The following is a 20719-nucleotide window of genomic DNA, read 5'->3' as shown; positions in this document are numbered from 1 at the left end:
TTTAAGTCGGAAACCGGAGGGATGAAATTGTTGGAACAGCTGAAAGAAGAAGTGCTTCAAGCCAATTTGCAATTGGTTGAACACGGGCTGGTGAAATATACTTGGGGGAATGCAAGTGCGATTGATCGTGAAAGCGGTTTATTTGTGATCAAACCCAGTGGTGTTGATTATGCAACGATGAAGCCCGGTGACATGGTGGTGGTTGATTTGGAAGGCAATGTGGTTGAAGGTAAGCTGAAGCCTTCATCGGACACACCCACTCACGCGGTGCTCTATAAGCATTATGAGAAAATTGGCGGGATTGTGCATACGCATTCGACATGGGCAACCATCTGGGCTCAGGCAGGTTTGGATGTTCCCGCGATGGGAACCACGCATGCAGATACATTCCACGGTTCCATTCCATGCGCCCGTTTTCTGACGCCAAAAGAAATTGAACGCGGGTATGAAACAGAAACGGGAAACGTGATTATTGAAACATTTGAAGAACGGGGATTGGATATCTTGGCCGTTCCCGGGGTTTTGTTAAAAGGACATGGTCCGTTTACATGGGGGAAAGATGTAAGATCGGCGGTCATGCATAGTGTCGTGCTTGAAGAAATTTCAAAAATGAATTTCTTTACACAAGAATTAAATCACTTTGCGAAAGAATTGCCGAAACATATTTTAGATAAGCACTATTATAGAAAACACGGAAAAAATGCCTATTACGGACAAAATTAAAAGAAAAGAAAATAAAGAAAAGAGGGGTACGATGTCAACGCCAAAAAGACGGGAATTTTGGTTTGTCGTGGGTTCGCAACATCTCTATGGGGAAGAAACGCTGGCCCGGGTGAAAGCGCATGCACAAACCATTACGGATGAATTGAATGAAAGCGGTTTATTGCCGTACCCGATTGTGTTGCAAGACCTGGCCGTGAGTGCCGACAAAATCACGAACATCATGAAAGAAGTCAATTATCGGGATGAAGTTTGCGGAGTGATCACATGGATGCATACGTTTTCACCCGCAAAAATGTGGATTCGCGGGACAAAATTATTGCAAAAACCATTGCTTCATTTAGCAACACAATTCAATGAAAGCATTCCTTGGGAAACGATTGACATGGATTTTATGAACCTGAATCAGGCGGCGCATGGCGACCGTGAATATGGTTTCATTAATGCCCGCTTGAAAAAACAAAATAAAGTGGTTGTCGGATACTGGAAACGTGAGGAAGTACAGAAGCAAATCGCGGAATGGATGGATGTGGCAGTTGCTTATAACGAAAGCTTCCAGATTAAAGTAGCCCGTTTTGGCGACAACATGCGCAATGTTGCGGTAACCGAAGGGGATAAAATCGAAGCGCAGATTCAATTTGGGTGGACTGTTGATTACTATGGCATCGGCGATCTTGTTCAAGAGGTGAATGCCGTCAAAGATGAGGAAGTTGATGCCTTATTTGAAGAGTATGCAAACCTTTATGAATTTGATTACGGGACGTACAGCAAGGAAGATTGGGAGAAAAGCGTGAAAGTTCAGGCGCGGTATGAAATAGCCATCAAGCGCTTTTTGGATGAGCGGGGTTACAATGCTTTCACAACAAATTTCGAAGATTTGCACGGCATGAAACAACTTCCGGGGCTTGCCGTACAGCGTCTGACGGCCCAAGGATACGGCTTTGCCGCCGAAGGGGATTGGAAGACGGCGGCACTCAACCGGTTGCTCAAAATCATGAGCCGCAACGGTTCAACCGGTTTCATGGAAGATTACACGTATGAATTGGCGAGCGGTCAAGAGTATGTGCTTCAATCCCATATGTTGGAAGTGGATCCTGCGCTGGCAAAAAACAAACCGAAAATTGTTGTAGCTCCCTTGGGAATAGGCAATCGTGAGGATCCGGCCCGTTTGGTGTTTGACGGCAAGGCGGGGGATGGTGTTGTTGTTTCAATGGCGGACTTCGGTACGCATTTCAAATTGTTGATCAATGAAGTTTCTGCATTTGAGCCAACCGTTCCTGCGCCAAAACTTCCGGTGGCCCGTGTGCTTTGGCGCGTCAAGCCGAATTTTCGTGACGGGGTTCAGGCTTGGATTGAGAACGGAGGCGGGCACCATACCGTGGTTTCGCTGGATTTAACAACGGATCAAATCGTCACTTATGCAAAACTTGTGGGTGCAGAATACGTGGTGATCAAGTAATCACAGCTTCCGGGGAATCGGATTCCCCGGAAGGGATCCTTCTTGAAAAAGGGGATCTTGGTCACTTTCCCGTTCATGTTTCAGGGAAAACAAGGCCAAACACATTTTTGAAAACGTTTTACCCATGATTGATGCATGAAGGAAAGGGAAGTCAATAAGTGGTCAACATGAGGAGGAACAGGCATGGCAAATGACAAGAAAATTCCCGGTGGCTTTATCTATTTTTTCGGGGCTTTCGGTGGCATCCTCTTTGGTTACGATATCGGTGTGATGACGGGGGCTTTGCCTTTTTTGGAACATGATTGGAACCTGCAAAACAATGCCGGTGCAATTGGTTGGATCACTTCTTCTCTGATGTTTGGGGCGATTTTTGGAGGGGCTTTGGCCGGACAACTTTCAGACCGTTTGGGACGACGAAAAATGATTTTAATTGCTTCCCTGGTTTTTGTCGTTGGTTCTGTTTTGTCAGGGATTGCCCCGCACAATGGAATCTATTTTTTGGCCGGTGTCCGGATTTTATTGGGACTGGCTGTCGGAGCCGCTTCAGCGCTGGTCCCGGCTTATATGTCGGAAATGGCACCGGCGAAATTGCGCGGCCGTTTGTCCGGAATTAACCAAACAATGATCGTTTCCGGGATGTTGCTATCATATATTGTTGATTATTTATTGAAAGATTTATCCGTAACCATGGCTTGGCGTCTGATGTTGGGGATGGCCGCCCTGCCCGCTTTGATTCTGTTTATCGGTGTTTTGCGGCTGCCGGAGTCCCCCCGTTTTCTGATAAAAAACAACAAACTGAATGAAGCCCGCAAAGTATTGGGATATATTCGTCAGGACCCGGAACAAATCGAATCCGAAATAAAACAAATTCAAGAAACCGTGATCGAGGAAAAAAAGGCAAATCAAAAAGCATCATGGAGCACGCTTTTTCAGAGTAAATATCGTTATTTGGTCATTGCCGGTGTCGGGATTGCCGCGTTTCAACAATTTCAGGGCGCGAACGCCATTTTCTATTACATTCCCTTGATTGTGGAAAAAGCAACAGGGCATGCGGCAAAATCCGCATTAATGTGGCCGATTATTCAAGGGATCATTCTTGTATTGGGTTCCCTTGTATTCCTGTTGATTGCGGATAAATTTAACCGTCGAGCTTTATTGATGACCGGCGGAACCATCATGGGATTGTCTTTTATTTTCCCGGTTGTGATGAATGTGTTGGTTCCAAATGCAAATCCGATGATGATCGTTGTTTTTTTGAGTATATATGTAGCCTTTTATTCATTTACTTGGGCTCCGTTGACCTGGGTGATCGTAGGGGAAATTTTCCCGCTGTTAATCCGCGGGCGGGCATCCGGATTGGCTTCATCTTTTAACTGGATCGGTTCTTTTTTGGTGGGACTGTTGTTCCCGATCATGACGGCTTCGATGTCTCAAGAAGCTGTATTTGCAATCTTCGGGTTGATTTGTTTACTCGGCGTTTTATTTATCCGCACACGCGTTCCGGAAACACGCGGCCATACTTTGGAGGAGATTGAGAAATTTGAGAAAGGCACCAAAAGATTGGGGTGAGTGAAGTGAACTTGGTTAAAGTTTCTGAGGCCATTCGACAAGGGGATGTCACGTTAGGCATTGAATTGGGATCGACGCGTATCAAAGCCGTACTGGTGACGGATGATTTTCATACTATTGCGACGGGTAGTTATGTCTGGGAGAATAAATTTGAAAATGGAATTTGGACGTATGCATTGGATGAAGTATGGGAAGGAATTCGAAGCAGTTATGCGCAGCTTGCCGAAGAAGTCCGGAGCAAGTACCAGGTCACGCTCACCAAGATCGGCGCCATCGGTGTCAGTGCCATGATGCACGGATATTTGGCTTTTTCGAAAAACGGAGAATTGTTAACCCCGTTTCGAACTTGGCGTAATAACATCACGGAACAAGCCGCAAACCAATTAACCGACTTGTTTCAATTTAATATTCCGGAACGATGGAGTATTGCCCATCTGTATCAAGCCATCTTAAACAAAGAGCCTCATGTAAAAGACATTCATTTTATTACAACCTTGGCTGGTTATGTTCACTGGAAACTGTCCGGAAAAAAGGTGTTGGGAATCGGGGATGCTTCGGGGGTTTTCCCCGTAGACGAAGTTACCGGAACTTATTCTGCCGATTTTTTAAAACGATTTGAGAGTTTGGAAAATGTGACGTCTTACCCATGGAAAATCAAAGAGATTTTGCCGGAAGTTTTAAAAGCAGGTGAGTACGCAGGGAGATTGACCAAGGAAGGGGCACGGTTGCTGGATGCCGGCGGCAAGCTCCAAGAGGGCAGTTTGATGGTTCCTCCGGAGGGGGATGCCGGAACCGGGATGGTCAGCACCAACAGTGTTCGTAAACGGACAGGAAATATATCAGTCGGAACCTCCGCTTTTTCCATGATTGTTTTGGATAAACCATTGAAAAAAGTTTACAGAGATGTCGACATCGTCATGACACCTGATGGCACCCCTGTGGCAATGATCCATACCAACAATTGCTCATCGGATATTGATGCTTGGGCCAATCTGTTTAAAGAGTTTGCAGAATGCCTGGGTGTGGATATAAATACGAATAAATTATATGAAACATTGTTTCAGGCTGCAGCCAAGGCGGATTGCGATGCGGGGGGATTGGTCAATTACAGTTATTTGTCGGGGGAAAATATTACCAGAATGCCTGCCGGACGCCCGCTTTTTGTCAGGAATCCCGACAGCACGTTTACCTTGCCAAATTTTGTTCTGGCACAGTTGTATGCAGCCTTGGCCCCGTTAAAAATCGGGATGGATATTCTGAAAAAGGAAGAGCAAATCGAAACAAAATTCTTTATCGCCCAAGGAGGTCTGTTTAAAACGCCGGGCATTGCCCAGCAAGTTCTGGCCAACGCTTTGAATACCCCAATTGCAGTAATGAGTACAGCGGGGGAAGGCGGAGCTTGGGGGATGGCTTTGCTCGCGATTTTCGCCAAACGAAAAGATCGGTATCAAAATTTGGAGGACTTTTTGGACCGGGAAGTTTTTGCAAACCTTGAAAGCACCATCTTATCTCCGGAGCCTGAAGGAGTTTCCGGATATGAAGCTTTTATCGAACGATATCAAAAGGGTTTGCCCGTTGAATCGATGGCAATCAAATGCCTTCCATAGCAATAACAATGAAAAGCATTTCTTCAACAGGGTTGAGGAAATGCTTTTTTTCTGCAGCCGGTTTTCTCGGCCGATTACGGATTTTCGGATCAATATGCCGGCTTGCGTTGGGGGACTTTTTTTCTTTGCACATTCAGTGCCGTCACAGTTTTCATTGGCGGGAGCGAAGAGAGCATCGTTTTATAAAAGGGAAAAAGAATGAAAATGTGCAATAATGAAACGAAACATGATCGCAAAAGAGAGGTGTAACAAGATGAAGGCCATCATGCTGCAAGGAACGGCTTCCGATGTCGGAAAAAGTGTGATATGCACGGCTTTTTGCCGTTATTTTTTTGAAGAAGGTTTTCGGGTGGCTCCGTTTAAGTCGCAAAACATGGCTTTAAATTCGTATGTGACACGGGATGGAGGGGAAATCGGCCGGGCACAGGGCATTCAGGCGGAGGCGGCGGGAATTGAACCCACGGTCGATATGAACCCGGTACTTCTGAAGCCCACAGGAGAAATGGTGTCGGAAGTGATTTTGCACGGGCGCCGTTTTGCCGAACTCCGTGCCGGTTCGTTCCATCATGCACTGGATTCGATTCTGGCTTCCGTTCAACAGTCGTTGAACCGGTTATCCCGGGATTATGACGTTCTGGTGATGGAAGGAGCAGGGAGTCCGGCGGAGATTAATTTGAAAGAGCGGGATATCGCGAACATGTGGACGGCCCGGATGGCGGATGCGCCGGTTTTGCTGATCGCCGACATTGACCGCGGGGGCATGTTCGCTTCGGTTGTGGGCACCTTGGAATTGCTGGAGCCGGACGAGCGGCGGCGGGTGAAAGGCATCATCATCAATAAATTCCGTGGAGACAAATCATTATTGGAACCGGGAATCCGATGGCTGGAACAGCGAACCGGGATCCCGGTTTTGGGTGTCCTTCCTTATGTGGAGGTTGGTATCGATCCGGAAGATTCCCTGTCGCTCACCGAACTGGCGTTAAAAGGAAACCAAAAAGAAACGGCCGATCTGGATGTGGCCGTGATCCGTTTTCCCCGTATTGCCAACTTCACGGATTTTTCCCCGCTCATGGATCATCCGGATTTGTCTGTCCGGTTTGTAAAAGCGGCCCGGGAACTGGGAAGACCAGATGTCATCATTCTGCCCGGGACGGAAAATCCGAAAGAAGATTTTGCCTGGCTGAAAAAGACCGGACTGGAAGAAAAAATCCGGGTGTTAAAAATACAAGGAAGTTCGGTTATCGGGATCGGCGGAGGCTTTCCCATGTTGGGGACGAAATGGGTTTATCCTGATTGTGAGTCCGAACGCGAAGAGGCCGGTTTGGGGCTTCTTCCCATGGAAATACAATGGAATTTCAACACACCAACCAGCCGGAGCCAAGCAAAACCTTTGGCCGCTTGGGGAGGACCGGACCCGGTGGAAGGATATGAGATTCATTCCGCCCGCCCCCGGAAAGCCGCGGGAGTTTCTCCACTGTTTGAGCTGTCCGACGGCCGGTTCGACGGCGCGGTTTCCGAAGACGGAGAAGTGTGGGGAACCGGACTTCACGGCGTTTTTGACAATCCTTCCTTTACCGTGCATTGGATCTGCCATCTCCACTTGAAAAAAGGGTTGCCAAAACGGAAACAAACGATGAAACGAAGAAGGGAAGAAAGGGAAAAGATTTACTCTTTGCTGGCGCAATGGATCCGTGAACACATGGACATGGAACAAGTGAAAAAGATCATGGGACTTTGCAGGGACAAAGACGACAGGGAGTGACGGGATTTTAATAAATCGGAGGATTAAGATGGAGAAATGGTATAAGAAAGTAAATATGGATGCGAAAGCGGCTTATTATTTGGTCTTATCTGAGAAGGTCCTCGATAAATTAGCCGGATATGACTGGTTTTCCACTGTGAGAAAATCCATGGATATGTGTTGGGAGTGGACAGAGAATAAAAAGGGTGATTCCTATCTCATGTACTTGGAATTGGCTGATGAAGATAAGGGATTTTATATTATTGGACTGGAATATGACGATTTCGAAGAAGGCTCGCAGGAAGAATTTATCTATTGGTGCCTTTTTTTGGCTGTTTCTTATACCGTAAAGCAAGCACTCCTCTTTGAAAAAAGAGAACATGAAGCCCCTCAGGAAATACAACCCATCGATGATGAATATATGGAGAAAGCGTTTATGCAAAATATCCGAAAAGTAAACGGCTGCCAAGAAGAATGGTTCAAACGCTTAAAAGAGTACCTGCTGAAAAATCACCCGGCCGGAAGTGACAAAGAGAACCAAAGAGAAGAATTGTTGAAGTTGATTGCATAAAATAATAAAAAAATTCCGCTCTCTTCAATGGAGCGGAATTTGTTTTTATAATCCTGGTTGAGGAGGGGCTCATGATGATTTGGTATGAAAACATAACTGACGATGCCAAAGTGGCTTATGTATTGTCTTTGACAGAAGAGATTGCGGAACAAACAAAAGATTATGAATGGTACAGACTTATTCGGAGATTATTGAAGATGTGTTGGGAATGGGTGGAGGAGAAAAAACATAGTGCCGATGATATCTATTATGAATTTGACGATGAAGATGATGCGATGGTTTACATAGAGTGTTACCCGGAAGTTAAATCCAATCCACAATTAAAATATCTTTGTTTCTGTATATTTGACGGTTTTTGTTATGCCATTTGGAAAGCGTATCAATACGAAGGGGAGAAATCAGTGCCACAGTATTTTGAAAGCGAAAGTGATTTGTCGATTCAGGAGTTTACAGAAAAGATAACAAAAATAGACGGCTGCCAAGCAGAATGGGCAGAGCGTTTAAAGGAATACCTGCTGAAAAATCACCCGGCGGGCAGTGACAAGAAGATCCAAAGAGAAGAGTTGTTGAAGTTGATTGCATAAATGAAAAGAATCCCGCTCCTTCTTCAACAGAGTGGGATTTATTTTTTTCCATGGTTTTTAATTGACGGATCTTTGCTATACAGAAGTGACCTTTAAACCGTGCAACAGCAATTTAGTCCAATGATTGAACCTTCCTGCAATAAGCAGGTTTATTTCGGCTTATTTTTTATCGCAATTGTCATCAACAAATTCATGCACTATTTATAAAAATTTATATATAAATATAATTGCCAAGGAGAATAATACTTTTTAAAATTATTAATTGTTTCCTGTACAATATATTTAGAGAAATAAGAAAGGAGGAAACGGGGTTACGGATTTTCGTACCCGTCGAAGATATGGGAAAATATTTTGTACGGTTTCTCCTTTTGTTGCTGATCGTCTCGGTGGGAACAGCCTTCTGGGTTCATGACCTTGTACATGCTGACGGGGGAATTAATATTCCTGAAATTAACGAAGATTTCGATCAATTCGAACAAAAAGACCCGGTTCAGAAGGAACAACCGGTCTCATCCCCTCCGGTTGAAAAAAAGAAAGGAATTGTGGATAAGTTTACCGAATCATTGTCAAAGGTTGGAGATTGGTTCGGGGACAAAATTTCAGGAGCATGGGAATGGACCAAAGAGAAAGCGGCTGCCTTTTGGGATTGGTTCACCGAGATTTGCTCCAAAATGGCAGAAGTTGTGATTGATACGCTGTCATCGGCTTGGGAATGGGTGAAAAAATATAAAGAATATATTGCTTTTGCCGTCGTTTTAGTGGTTGGTGTTGTATTATGTCTTTTTCCGCTCACGTCTGGATTGGGTGCGGCCATTTTGTGGGGAATGGGTATATCCTTCTTGGTCAGTGCCGTTTTAAATGGCGGGATTAATAAGAACACTTTCTTGGAGGCGGCCATTGGCGGCATTTTGGGATTGGTTGGAGGAGGTATCACGGCAGGAGCTTCCCGGGCATTGACGAGCGGCATCGGGCAAAAGCTGATCATGGGTGCCAAGAATTCCAAAGTCTTGGGGTCTGTTCTGCAAGGAGGACAGAAACTGGTCTCCAAATTGCCGGCACCTCTGCAAAAAGTGTTTGGCAAAGGCGGATTCCTCGGATCGGTCGAGGGTGCCGGAACCAGTGTGACAGACGATATCCTGCATGGGCGGAAGATCAATTGGAAAAATGCCATTTTGGCAGGAGTTTTTGGAGCCGGCTCCGTCGCCGTGGTTCACTTTGCCCAACCAGCGATCAATAAAGCTGTTCAGCAATTGGAACCGGTTCTGGCCAAAACCCCGATTGTCAAAAATATTTTCAACAAAGTTGACGATTGTTTTGCTGTACAGCCAACCAGAGGGTACCATGCTTTGTTCTTGGCGACAAATATTAAATGTGATTATTCAGGCATAACAGACATTCTGAAAGAAGACTTGAAAAATTTGAGAGGAAAAGTAGGTCATAATAAACATACCCTTGCTGTTGCCAGAACAGATGTTAAAGGATTGGAAGATCGATTGTTTAAAGGTGCTTCGCCTGGTGCCATAAAAAAAGCATCAAAAGAAGCCGGGTTAGTTCCTTTGGATGAAAAATATCCAAACAGATCAATTAAGTCACCGTTTGATAGTCCGCAAATGTCTAGACATGCTGAAGAATATGTCATGGCTGAATTTGAAGCTGCAGTAAAAGAGGCTAAATTAAATCCAAAAGAAGTATCTGGAAAGCTATATATCCATCAATCAAACCCTAGAGGAGCATGTCCGGCATGTATTGCGGGAATTACAAACCCTGATGCAAAGAGCGGTATATTCTTGGAATTTAGCAAGATGTATCCTAAGCTTGAAATAGTAGTTACATCGGAAATAGTAGAAGGAAAAAAAGCTGTTGGAAGACAATTCTTTAGATTGAAAAATGGTAAATATATTGAATGAAAATCAGGAGGTTTCCTGGGATGGAATGGATTGAGAATGTGAGTTCAGAAGCAAAAGTGGCTTTTCTGCTGACATTAACAGAGAAAATCATGCATAAAATAGAAAATTATAAATGGTATGGCTTGGCCAGAAGAACCATGGATATGTGTTGGGAATGGCTGGAAGAGAAAAAGCATAGTGGAGATGAACTTTATTTGAAAATAGACAATGATGTGGATGGATTAGCACATATCAAAGGGGTGGCGTTTGTCGATGATCAACCGGACCCTCAAGAAAAGGCGCTGTGGTTTTGTGTAACACAGGCGGCGTTTTATGTTACATGGCAGGCTTATGAATATGAAGAGGAAGAATATGTTCCACAGGCGATAGAAATGACAGATGATGAAGTAATTGATTGGTTCATGGAAAAAATAGTGAAAGTAGACGGCTATCAGGAAGAATGGGCGGAACGCTTAAGAGAGTACCTGCTTAAAAACCACCCGGCAGGCAGTGACAAGAAGATCAAAAGAGAAGAATTGTTGAACTTGATTGCATAATTCCGTGGAGGTAAAAAGACCCGCTCCAGAAAAAAGAAAAGGGAGCGGGTTATTAGTTTTGTTAAAGATAACAGTTGGGCTTTGTTTCTAATGAATTATATTTCCAAAAGTGTTAAGGGAATTTTACTTACAAATTGGATATGGCTTTTTGTGTATTAACTAGGTTAGTTTTATGAAATCGGATCATGGATCCTCATTCCATCGCAGATTTGATCTTGGGAGAAGATATCTGGGAAGATTATGATTTGGTGGATGAAATTGCGGAGCAACCATACCGGTTCCCCTTATTTGAATTAGGCAATGACTTGATTTGAGCCAAGAGAGAAAAGAAGAAATTCATCTGTTTGACTATGCTTGGATAATTATTGAGGATTCCACTAAAGATTTTGTGCGTAAGAAGTTGAGGAAATTATAAATTATCTATCAAGACATAAAATCACAAAAGGAGTTTTTTCAGGATGGAATGGCTTGAAAATGTCAGTTCAGACGCAAAAGTGGCTTATCTCTTGACCTTGACAGAGAAAATGATGCATCAAACCGAAAAATACCATTGGTATGGTTTGGCAAGAAGAGCCATGGATATGTGTTGGGAATGGCTGGAAGAGAAAAAGCATCATGCAGATGAGCTTTATTTGAGATTGGATAATGAAGATGGTGATGGGTTAATTCATATCGAAGGGGTAGATTTTGTAGATGATCAACCTGATCCTCAAGAAGAAGCAATGTGGTTTTGTGTAACGACGGCTTTGGCTTATGTTACATCTCAGGCTTATGAATACGAAGGGGAAGAATATGTTCCACAGACTGTAGAATTGGTTGATGAGGAAGGGATCGATTGGTTCATGGAAAAAATAGTGAAAGTAGACGGCTACCAAGAAAAATGGTCGGAGCGTTTAAAAGAGTACCTGCTTAAAAACCACCCGGCAGACAGTGGAAAGAAGATCAAGAAAGAAGAATTGTTGAAATTGATTTCATAATTCTGTTTTGGTGATCATAAAAAGACCCGCACCGTTAAAATGGAGCGGGTTTTCGTTTTTGAATTGATCAGCGGTATTGGAAGTGGATGGGAAACGAATTTGGCGGCGAAATGGTTGGGGAGATGATAATCCAAAAAAATATCAAGAAAGGGATTAGGAATGAATTGATTCAAGGCTGCCTAAACAAAAAGGAACCAACTGGGCTGCTAAATATCATGCAAAAGAAATGTACGTCAAATGATGGTCGAAGTTGGTTTGGAAGAACTGGAAGTTATCATCCCGAGCGGGTCTGAAATCTTAAAAGTAGATAAAGAAAAATTAAGAAAGTCTTGGTGATGAAAATGAACAATATTCAACTCCATATTTATAACGAAACAGGCTCAACATTAATGGAAAATCCATCTTGGGATCAAGTAAAAAAAGTGATGAAACAAGTTGATGGAATAAACATTGATTTAATTGGATTAAAGGTGGTTGGCAAAGGGGAGTTAACTTTAATGGGAGGAAATGAGATAAAAGGCCTACGCCTTTATGCTGTTCAATACAGTTCGGAGAACAATTCCATTCATTTGGTAGTGGAAAATATGAGGGTGAAAAATATAGATAAGTATGAATATATTAGCTGCCAACAAACAGGCATTGATTTTCCACGGCGTTTGCTTGTTCCTTTAAACACGGCTATTATTGCATTTGAAGAATTTTATAATTCCGGAAATCTAACGGATAAATTGAAGTGGGTTGACTAGTAAATATTGCGACGAAATAAAGAACTTTATATTTTGAAAGAATTTAAAAACTCATTCCGTTGCAGATTTTATCTTGGGAGAAGATATCTGGGAAGAATGATCAACCGGAATTTTTATAAGCAGAGTTTGGCACATTCCCCGAAAGAGAATCACAAGGAAGTTCATCGAGAAAGCATGATATCTGCCATGAATCAACGGTTTGAGGAATGATACTGCATATCACCTTTTAAATAGCTTGAATGACATACTCTGTTTATAATGCAAATGCAATGGAGGGATATTTAATGAAATGGATAGAATGGGTGAATAATGTCAGGTCAGATGCAAAGGCAGCTTATGCTTTGGCTTTGGTGGAAAAACATATGAGTGAGATTGAAAACTATGATTGGTTTATGATGGTCAGAGAGGCAATTGATATGTGTTGGAAGTGGGTGGAAGAAAAACAGTACAGTGGCGATGATCTTTATGAAACAGCAGATAATGAGGAGGAAGATGGATTGATTTATATTGAAGGAATGTCTTTTGCAGGTGATAATGCATACGGTCCTCAAGCAGAACTGATTTGGTCATGTGCGGTTGATGCTGTGTTATATACTGCCCGCCAGGCGTATGAAATGAAAGGGGAAGCATTTCCACAACCCGTTGGAATCAATGATGATGAATTTATGGATGAAGAGTTTAACCGGAATATAAAAAAGCTAAACGGCTATCAAGTAGATTGGTCGGAGCGTTTAAAAGAGTACCTGCTTAAAAACCACCCGGCAGGCAGTGACAAGAAGATCAAGAAAGAAGAATTGTTGAAGTTGATTTCATAATTCTTTTTTGATCATAAAAAGAGGCCTGCACCGGTTAAAAAGAGGCGTTTTTTCGTTTTGGCTTGATCACCTTGAAGGGGAATCCTGTCATAAGTTATATATCCAATAAGGAAATAATCAGAGTGATGTGAGACTTTTCTTCGAGAATTTAAAAAGTTGGAAAGGCGGGATTTGCCATCGCATGGTATAAACATCTCAGTGAGGATGCAAAAGCGGCTTATGTATTGTGCTTATCGGAAAAGATGTTGGTTTTGACAAGAAAATACTCATGGCATCGCCTGATTCGGAACGTGATGGATATGTGCTGGGAAATGGGTTGAACATCGTAAATACAGTGCGGTGGAGATTTATGACGTGTTTGCTGATGAAGATGATGCACTGGTTTTCATTGAGCACTATCCGGGAGTGGTTGATAATCCTGCACTAAAATCTCTGTTTTTCTGCATATTTGACGGCATTTGTTATGTGATATGGAAAGCGAAAGTGATCAATCCATCGAGCTCTTTATGGAAAAAATCAGAGAAGTGGATGGCTGCCAGGAAGAATGGTCCGAACGTTTAAAGGAATATTTGCTTAAAAACCACCCAGTCGGAAGCGGCAAGAAGATTAAAAGAGAAGAGTTGTTGAAACTGATCTGAAAAAAATTTGATATTTCTAATTTGGAAGAATCTGTATCGATTGTGCTGCCTGGGTTGTTCCACCTTGCTCTTAAATTCCTTCTTTGGGCAAACACAATGTTCATCATGAGGTCCGGTTGATTTTCCAAATCCTTCTGCTCCTACTTATCTCGATTTGATTAGCACTTGTCGAAGACCAGAAAGTCTTTCATAAACATCCCTATTTACTTCCGCTTTTCCGCCTCTTCTTTTAATTGAATAGTCGCAGGCGGATTTCTTTTTGGCGTTGAGTTTACTCAATCTTCAGTTCAATCATGAAACCAATTCTTTGTTCGCTTTATTCATTTATCTCCACGCTTTGAAAAAGGTTTTTATATTGCTTTGCCAAGGGGATCGTCAAAGTATTCAAAAAATGGCACTTCCGCAACTTCATGATGGTTCGTATACTCAACCCTTCAACCAGTGGTTCATCAGAGACGGCTTGATGATCCAGCCATTCATCAAAAGGCTTTTGAAGCCGATCCGTCACCTTGTCTAAAAGAGATATCATCGCTTTAATTTCATGATTATGCCATCCTTCTCTTTAAAACTCTGATTAATTTTCTCTCATTGAATTCAAGCATTTGTTTACCTCCTGATTTTTTAAACTATAATTAATTATACTTATATTTTGGATGATTTTTTATTTTATTATCTTGAAAGTTAGCTTAGGAGGGAGAACTTTTGCTGAGTTTTGATGAAAATCAACTTAAATCTGTTTTGATTGAAGAAGAAGGAATTGAGGAATCGAAAACATCCTTTATCATAGAAAACCTGAAAAAATTGGACGATCTGCTTCAGGAAACGATGGATCAGTGGATGAAGGATCGGAGCATATCTAATTTTAATGTTGAAGGTGTTGATTTAAAGTTCATCATGGAAAAAGGGAAAGTAAATTTTCATAACGCGTTGACCATCATGAACACTTTTTTGTATGATCCGAATTTGGCGAAAACTTATAGAAAAAATCCATACACTTTTTCAGGTCCTATGCGATGAAAAAAGGTTGGCTCATCTCTTTCATTGATTTTTCTTAGCGCATGCCCATCGGAAAATTTGGAAGGGAAGGGTGGTTATCCTTTTCGGATCACTCTCCGAACAACTTCTCTTCCCATGATTCCACCAGCTCTCATCGTCCCTCCGATGACCGCTTGACCGGTATCATGTTTGGAATTCTAAAAGTTGGAAAGGCGGGACTTGCCATCGCTTGGTATGAACATCTCAGTGAGGATGCAAAAGCAGCTTATGTACTGTGCTTATCGGAAAAGATATTGGTTTTGACAAGAAGTTACCCGTGGCATCAATTGATTCGGAACATGATGGATATGTGTTGGGAATGGGTTGAAGGGAAAAAGTATGGTGCAGATGATCTGTATTATCAGTTTGATGACGAAGAAGACGGACTCATTTTTATTGAAGGAGAGAAGGAAGTGGCGGAAAGCCCGCAATTCATGCTCATTCTCCATACGATTCTGGAAGCAATTTGTTACATAATGTGGCAAGCTTATAAGTATGAAAAGAAAGATTATCTTCCGCAAATCCTTGACTTGGTGAGTGATGAATCGATTGAAATGGATTTTATGGCAAAAATAAAGCGAATTCATGGTTATCAAGAAGAATGGTCTGAACGCTTAAAAGAATACTTGCTAAAAAATTACCCTGCCAGAAGTGATAAGCAAATCAAAAGAGAAGAATTGTTGAAGTTAATTTCATAAAGACGATGGAGGATTAAGCATTCAAGATAAATTCAAAGTTTTTTCCAATCCAACTTGGGAAACCGTTTATGAATTTTTGGAAATCATGGATGGATTTGACCGAATCCTTTAAAATCAGATTGGCTTTCTGGAGAATGTGGATTTTGAAAATTATCAATGTGACGGGGGATCTTGATGGGGAAATGGTATCAGAAAGTAAACATGGATGCAAAAGCCGCTTATTATTTAACGTTGTCAGAAAAAATATCGGAACCATTGGATTTTGGTGATGATTGGGATGCGGTTATCAGAAAATCCATCAATCTTTGTTGGGAATGGGTTGAGGCGAAGATGCATGATTCTTATGCCATGTATGATGGACTGACGGATGAAGACGAGGGTTTTTATGTTCTTTCAACTTTGGACGGTGTCTTCCAAGATGATTTGCAAGCGGAATCGGCGTATTGGTGTTTGTTCTTTGCCGTATCTTATACCTTAAAGCAAGCATTAATATTTGAAAACAAGGAACATCATGGTCCGCAAGAACTCGAATCCGTCAATGACGATTCCACCTATATTCAGTTTATGGAAGAAATCAAAAAAACAGAAGGCTACCAAGAAGAGTGGTCCCGGCGTTTAAAAGAGCACTTGCTTAAAAATTACCCAGCCGGAAGTGACGAGCAAATCAAAAGAGAAGAATTGTTGGCTTTGATTGTATAAATGTATGATTGAATAGAAGTATAAGTGAGGCTTGTTCTTTTTCACCGAAGCAGGCCTTTGGCTTGGTTAAAAATGCAAGCGGATTTGTAAATGGGGGAAAATAATAGATGAACTGTCTGTACACCCGATTAAAAAGACTGCTGGAAATCACTGAATCTGAAGAATATGACATTGATTTGAGAAAATATCCACTGTTGGAGAAAAAATGTGAGGCATTGATTGGCGAAATCAGGGGGTATTTGGAAACATCGGCATCCAAGGATGAAATCGAAGACATTATTAAATCATATCCAGCAATTGTGTATTTATTGCGAGTTGATTTGGCATTTGACTTATTTCACCAAGCATTCATGCTGGGATCTCTGGACAAAGATGTAATCATCTCATTTGCCCGTTTCATTTATGCGTATGGCCCGGATTGGGATGAAGAATCGAAGCGAATTGAGGAATTTGTAGCTGAAAATAAACTTGAAGAGGCCGTAAAAATCGCCTTATCGGTAAAGTATGATTGAACAGGTGATCGAATGAGTAAATGGGAACTAACTATTTTCAAGCCAGGTGGCGGGAAAGAAAAGATTAAAAATCCGGATTGGAAACAAATCAAAAGTTACTTGGATCAAGTGGATGGGGACCAAGTGGGTTGTGATTACTTTGATACTTTATATTTAACCAACCCGGATTTTGGCGACATGACCGTCACCGGGGGAAATGAAATCGATGGTCGCCGACTGTACGCAGTATCATTTTTCCCGATAGAATTTGATTATCGCATACAATATTGTTTGGCAAATCCTGAGGTTCAAACACGAGATGAAGAATTTGAAATGATCACAACCCAAGGAGTGGGAGCGGATTATAACAAGGAATGGTTGGTGGAATATGATCCGATGATTCAAGCTTTTAAACATTTCTTTGAAACAGGAAAACTTGACGATGCACTAATTTGGGAAGATTTAGCACACAGAGTCCTTAAAAAATGAAAAAATCGTTCCGATGTGTTTAAAAGTCATGTCAACGATCCATCAAGGGTGAAGTGGCATGAAAAGGTAAATGAAGAGGCCGAAGCTGCATATTTGCAGATTCATACCCCCGGGAAAGGGTGAAGGAGGTGCCATGAGTTGGTACACCCAAATCAATGAAGAGGCTCGGGTGGCTTATTTATTGAGTTTAACAGAGAAAATCTTGGATCAAGTAACCAAAGGTCCCGCTGATGCCCGAAAAACTATTGATATGTGCTGGGTATGGGTCGAAGAGAAGAAATATGATGGCGGTGATCTTTACTCTGTATTTGACAATGAAGAAGATGGCGGAGTCTCCATGTTTTATGAAGATGCAGTGGATGAGGAAAATTCTCAGCAGGCAAGTATATGGTTATGCATCAATTATGCATTGGAGTATACCATCTGGCAGGCGTATAAATTTGAATATGGTCACGATAATTATGTCCCACAATCCATTGAAATCGTTGATGATGAAATGATTGATGAATTTACAAAAGAAATAGCAAAAACAGAAGGCTACCAAAAAGAGTGGGCCAAGTGTTTAAAGGAATACCTGCTGAAACATTATCCGGCAGGAAGTGAAAAGAAGATCAACAGAGAACAATTGTTGAACTTGATTGAATAATCGTCCATGGATGTTGTAAAGAAGCCCGCTCCTTTTTCACCGGAGCGGGCTTTGGCTTGGTTGAAACCTTATTTTTATTCCTTTATATCCTCCAGAAATTCGACATAGCCGTTGGTTCCGTCAACACGGATGTATTGGCCATCTTTTAAGATTTGGGTTGCGTTTTCCACGCTGACGACCGCGGGGATGCCGTATTCCCGGGCAACGACGGATCCGTGGGTCATTAATCCCCCGACTTCGGTGATGAGCGCTTTGGCGGAATGGAACAAGGGGGTCCAACCAGGATCGGTGTAGGGAGCGACCAGGATCTCTCCTTTGTTTAATGTTCCTTCTTCCAACCGGCGGATGACTTTGACATACCCTTCCACCACCCCGGCTGATGCCGGAATGCCCACCAGAGCGCCCGGCGGGGCATCTTTGTTTTCCACACCTCCATTGAAGGTTTCCCCTTCGCTGGTGATGATCCGGGGAGGCGTGAAATTCCGGTATACTTTTTCCTCTTCTTTGCTCCTGTCGATACGTCTGATAGCTTCGTCCCCGGCCAACCGGTTTTCCAACAGTTGGATCAGTTCGTCAAGTGTGAGGTAAAAGACATCCTCTTTTTGTTTCAGGATACCTTTTTCACTCAGTTTTTGCGCTTCTTCCAAAATCGCTTCCCGGTACAGCTCAAAATAGCGGATCATAATATATTTGGGCAATTCACGGATGCCCACCGTGTTCCGGAAGATGGCGATCCACCGGGAAAGTTTCCTGGCTTTCCGGGCTCCGCCGCGTGTTGCTTTGATTTTTTCCAGCAAAGACCGGATGGCTTCCTGTGCTTCTTTTTCCCCTTGTTTAAATTTTTCGCGGTGCTCCCCGGGGGCATTGTTTTTCATATGGCTGAGAATGGATGGAATGAGCATGGCGGGCGCTTCTTTGTAGCGGACCCGGGTGATGTCGATCTCACCGGGTGCCCGCATCCCGAACTTTTTCATGAACCGGTCCAGTTCGGCTTGGAAAGCTTTACCGCCTTCCACTTGGTTTAGCCCTTCATAAAAGTTGTGGTCTTCTGCTTGCTCCAGATAGCGGACCACGTCGGGATAACGTCTGGCTGCATCCGCCAAATCCCCGATCATCAGCCCCATTTCGCTGGTGATATTGCCGGGGGGAGACTTTTCGATGGCGTGATCCCAAGCCTCTTCGCCCAGCCATTTTTTGATTTTGCTTTTGATTACCGCAAGAGCGATCATTCCGGTGTAGGTATAGGCCAACGGATCGGGAATGGTTTGGAACAAGGTATGATCCCGGATCAACCGGATGCGTACGGCCCCGGTGTATTTGGACAATTCTTTTTTGAAGCGGGCCAGATCTTGTTCAAAAGTGGAGTAGGCCCGCTTCACAATCCGGTTTGGATCTTCAAAATACCAGGTCCGGATGATTCTGGGGATGGCGTTTCTGTAGATCCCCATAATCGCTTTGGTCGGACGCAAAGCGTGCTTTAAGATTCCCCGTTTGGGCGCGAGCCGCTTGAAATCTTTGCTTTGGATCACTTTTTTCAGCACCAGGATGTTGTCATCGGCAAGGGTGCTTTGCAGGATCTTCCGCTGCACGGGCTTTAAGAACAGATAACCGGAACAATCCCAGAAAAGGCGCCCTCCGGCTTCCATAAGCGTCGTTTCGTTATCCAAGGGAATGAGTGACTGAAAAACCGAGATCCCGAGCGGTTTCATGTAATCGGTCATCATTTGCGAATGGCCGATGGACAGATAAACCCGGTAGTTTTCATTTTTTCCGGCGGCAGGGACGGGATAAAGGGAAGTGACCGGCCGGCTCTGAAGCAGGTAAAGGTTATCGCCTTCCAAACACCATTCTATATCTTGTTCCGAGCCGAAATGTTTTTCCACTTTTTTCCCCAACGCTGCCAAGGCAAGAATTTTTTCATCCGGGAGCACCTGTTTTTGGCGAAGTTCCGGAGAAAGTTCCCGGACTTCGGTACCGCCTTCCGGGAGAGGAAAAACCCCTTTTTCTTTCTTGGCAATTTGTTTTTGGATGATTTCATTGTCCCGCACTTTGTACAAATCGGCGGTTACAATCCCGGAAACCAGTGCTTCCCCCAACCCGAAACCGGCATCGATGGAGACCGTGCGCCGGTGTCCCGTGACCGGGTCGGCGGTGAACAGGATGCCTGAAACGTCCGGAAAGACCATCCGTTGGACGACAATGGCCAAGGAAACGGAGTGATGATCAAAACCGTTTTTGAGGCGGTAGACAATGGCCCGGTCGGTAAAAAGGGAGGCCCAGCATTTTTTGACGGCCTTTAAAAGCGGTTCTTCCCCCTTGATGTTTAAGTAGGATTCCTGCTGGCCGGCAAAAGAGGCATGGGGCAAGTCTTCCGCCGTTGCGCTGGAGCGGACGGCATAGGCATGCTCCGTTCCCGATTCCTCCCAAGCCTTGATAATTTCAGATTTTATCGCAGCGGGAAATTCCAGGGACTCAAAAAATTCCCGCACTTTTTGTCCGATTGAACGAATGGTGTCCAACTGATCGGGTTGCAGCTCATTCAAGTGATCCAACCAATCTTTGAGTTCATCCCGTTCGTCAATGATCCGGCGGTAAGCGCCGGTGGTGATGCAAAACCCGGGGGGTACCGGAAATCCGGCGTTGGCCAATTCTCCCAGATTGGCCCCTTTTCCCCCGGCCATCGGCAAGCTGTGGCGATCCATTTCCTCAAAACGCAAAACATAATTCAAAGCCATTCACTTCCTTTTATTAAGATGATTCAACGGGTCTTATGGGATCTTGGAATCACGTA

General features: G+C 43.3%; 22 protein-coding genes and 1 pseudogene. 22 read left to right on the top strand and 1 reads right to left on the bottom strand.

Annotated features, from left to right (window positions below):
* Positions 1-27 precede the first annotated feature (27 nt).
* The 22 genes and pseudogenes from H1R82_RS11045 (at position 28) to H1R82_RS10955 (ending at position 17928) form a co-directional block, all read left to right on the top strand.
* Positions 28-723, top strand: coding sequence for an L-ribulose-5-phosphate 4-epimerase (locus tag H1R82_RS11045; RefSeq protein WP_181731926.1), 696 nt, complete (start codon positions 28-30; stop codon positions 721-723).
* A 31-nt stretch (positions 724-754) separates the two neighbouring features.
* A complete protein-coding gene (araA, locus tag H1R82_RS11040; RefSeq protein ID WP_181731925.1) occupies positions 755-2179 on the top strand; it encodes an L-arabinose isomerase in 1425 nt (474 codons plus the stop codon).
* A 183-nt stretch (positions 2180-2362) separates the two neighbouring features.
* Positions 2363-3748 (top strand): sugar porter family MFS transporter, encoded by a 1386-nt coding sequence (locus H1R82_RS11035; protein WP_181731924.1) that lies wholly within the window; start codon positions 2363-2365, stop codon positions 3746-3748.
* Between the two features lie 5 nt (positions 3749-3753).
* Positions 3754-5355, top strand: coding sequence for a xylulokinase (locus H1R82_RS11030; protein ID WP_181731923.1), 1602 nt, complete (start codon positions 3754-3756; stop codon positions 5353-5355).
* Between the two features lie 253 nt (positions 5356-5608).
* Positions 5609-7117 (top strand): cobyric acid synthase, encoded by a 1509-nt coding sequence (locus H1R82_RS11025; RefSeq protein ID WP_181731922.1) that lies wholly within the window; start codon positions 5609-5611, stop codon positions 7115-7117.
* A gap of 28 nt (positions 7118-7145) precedes the next feature.
* Positions 7146-7667 carry an Imm6 family immunity protein gene (locus H1R82_RS11020; RefSeq protein ID WP_181731921.1) on the top strand — a complete coding sequence of 174 codons (522 nt, stop codon included), beginning with the start codon at positions 7146-7148 and terminating at the stop codon, positions 7665-7667.
* Between the two features lie 74 nt (positions 7668-7741).
* Positions 7742-8251, top strand: coding sequence for an Imm6 family immunity protein (locus tag H1R82_RS11015; RefSeq protein WP_181731920.1), 510 nt, complete (start codon positions 7742-7744; stop codon positions 8249-8251).
* Positions 8252-8619: 368 nt separating this feature from the next.
* Positions 8620-10158 carry a hypothetical protein gene (locus H1R82_RS14485; RefSeq protein ID WP_198058688.1) on the top strand — a complete coding sequence of 513 codons (1539 nt, stop codon included), beginning with the start codon at positions 8620-8622 and terminating at the stop codon, positions 10156-10158.
* A 20-nt stretch (positions 10159-10178) separates the two neighbouring features.
* Positions 10179-10694 (top strand): Imm6 family immunity protein, encoded by a 516-nt coding sequence (locus H1R82_RS11005; RefSeq protein WP_181731919.1) that lies wholly within the window; start codon positions 10179-10181, stop codon positions 10692-10694.
* 185 nt (positions 10695-10879) lie between these two features.
* On the top strand, positions 10880-11008 hold the full coding sequence (locus tag H1R82_RS14710; RefSeq protein WP_255517161.1) for a hypothetical protein: 129 nt from the start codon (positions 10880-10882) through the stop codon (positions 11006-11008).
* Between the two features lie 144 nt (positions 11009-11152).
* Entirely contained in the window at positions 11153-11671 is a 519-nt protein-coding gene (locus H1R82_RS11000) for an Imm6 family immunity protein (protein WP_181731918.1), read from the top strand.
* Between the two features lie 335 nt (positions 11672-12006).
* On the top strand, positions 12007-12417 hold the full coding sequence (locus tag H1R82_RS10995; protein WP_181731917.1) for a hypothetical protein: 411 nt from the start codon (positions 12007-12009) through the stop codon (positions 12415-12417).
* A 284-nt stretch (positions 12418-12701) separates the two neighbouring features.
* Positions 12702-13232: an Imm6 family immunity protein gene (locus H1R82_RS10990; protein WP_181731916.1), complete on the top strand. Its 531-nt coding sequence runs from the start codon at positions 12702-12704 to the stop codon at positions 13230-13232.
* A 176-nt stretch (positions 13233-13408) separates the two neighbouring features.
* Positions 13409-13552 (top strand): Imm6 family immunity protein, encoded by a 144-nt coding sequence (locus H1R82_RS14975; RefSeq protein WP_508613969.1) that lies wholly within the window; start codon positions 13409-13411, stop codon positions 13550-13552.
* A 19-nt stretch (positions 13553-13571) separates the two neighbouring features.
* Positions 13572-13655 (top strand): annotated as a pseudogene (locus H1R82_RS14935) (hypothetical protein); the annotation flags it as partial.
* A 47-nt stretch (positions 13656-13702) separates the two neighbouring features.
* Positions 13703-13870, top strand: a complete 168-nt coding sequence (locus H1R82_RS14705) for an Ish1 domain-containing protein (RefSeq protein WP_232333880.1) — start codon at positions 13703-13705, stop codon at positions 13868-13870.
* Positions 13871-14572: 702 nt separating this feature from the next.
* Complete coding sequence (locus H1R82_RS10980) at positions 14573-14887, top strand: hypothetical protein (RefSeq protein ID WP_181731914.1); 315 nt, start codon at positions 14573-14575, stop codon at positions 14885-14887.
* Positions 14888-15039: 152 nt separating this feature from the next.
* Positions 15040-15603 carry an Imm6 family immunity protein gene (locus H1R82_RS10975; protein WP_181731913.1) on the top strand — a complete coding sequence of 188 codons (564 nt, stop codon included), beginning with the start codon at positions 15040-15042 and terminating at the stop codon, positions 15601-15603.
* Between the two features lie 174 nt (positions 15604-15777).
* The gene (locus H1R82_RS10970) at positions 15778-16302 is read left to right on the top strand and encodes an Imm6 family immunity protein (RefSeq protein WP_037993721.1); all 525 of its coding nucleotides are present in this window, start codon (positions 15778-15780) and stop codon (positions 16300-16302) included.
* 107 nt (positions 16303-16409) lie between these two features.
* Positions 16410-16814: a hypothetical protein gene (locus H1R82_RS10965; protein WP_181731912.1), complete on the top strand. Its 405-nt coding sequence runs from the start codon at positions 16410-16412 to the stop codon at positions 16812-16814.
* A gap of 12 nt (positions 16815-16826) precedes the next feature.
* Positions 16827-17282 (top strand): hypothetical protein, encoded by a 456-nt coding sequence (locus H1R82_RS10960; RefSeq protein ID WP_037993717.1) that lies wholly within the window; start codon positions 16827-16829, stop codon positions 17280-17282.
* Positions 17283-17415: 133 nt separating this feature from the next.
* A complete protein-coding gene (locus H1R82_RS10955; RefSeq protein WP_181731911.1) occupies positions 17416-17928 on the top strand; it encodes an Imm6 family immunity protein in 513 nt (170 codons plus the stop codon).
* 74 nt (positions 17929-18002) lie between these two features.
* Here the strand turns inward: H1R82_RS10955 and H1R82_RS10950 are convergent, their stop codons facing one another.
* Positions 18003-20663: a phosphoenolpyruvate synthase gene (locus tag H1R82_RS10950; RefSeq protein ID WP_181731910.1), complete on the bottom strand. Its 2661-nt coding sequence runs from the start codon at positions 20661-20663 to the stop codon at positions 18003-18005.
* Positions 20664-20719: the final 56 nt, after the last annotated feature.

Origin of the sequence: Thermoactinomyces intermedius (genome assembly GCF_013912365.1) — a bacterium.
GTDB lineage: Bacteria > Bacillota > Bacilli > Thermoactinomycetales > Thermoactinomycetaceae > Thermoactinomyces > Thermoactinomyces intermedius.
Note: the sequence above shows the minus strand (reverse complement) of the source record. Positions and strands in the feature narration are given on the sequence as shown.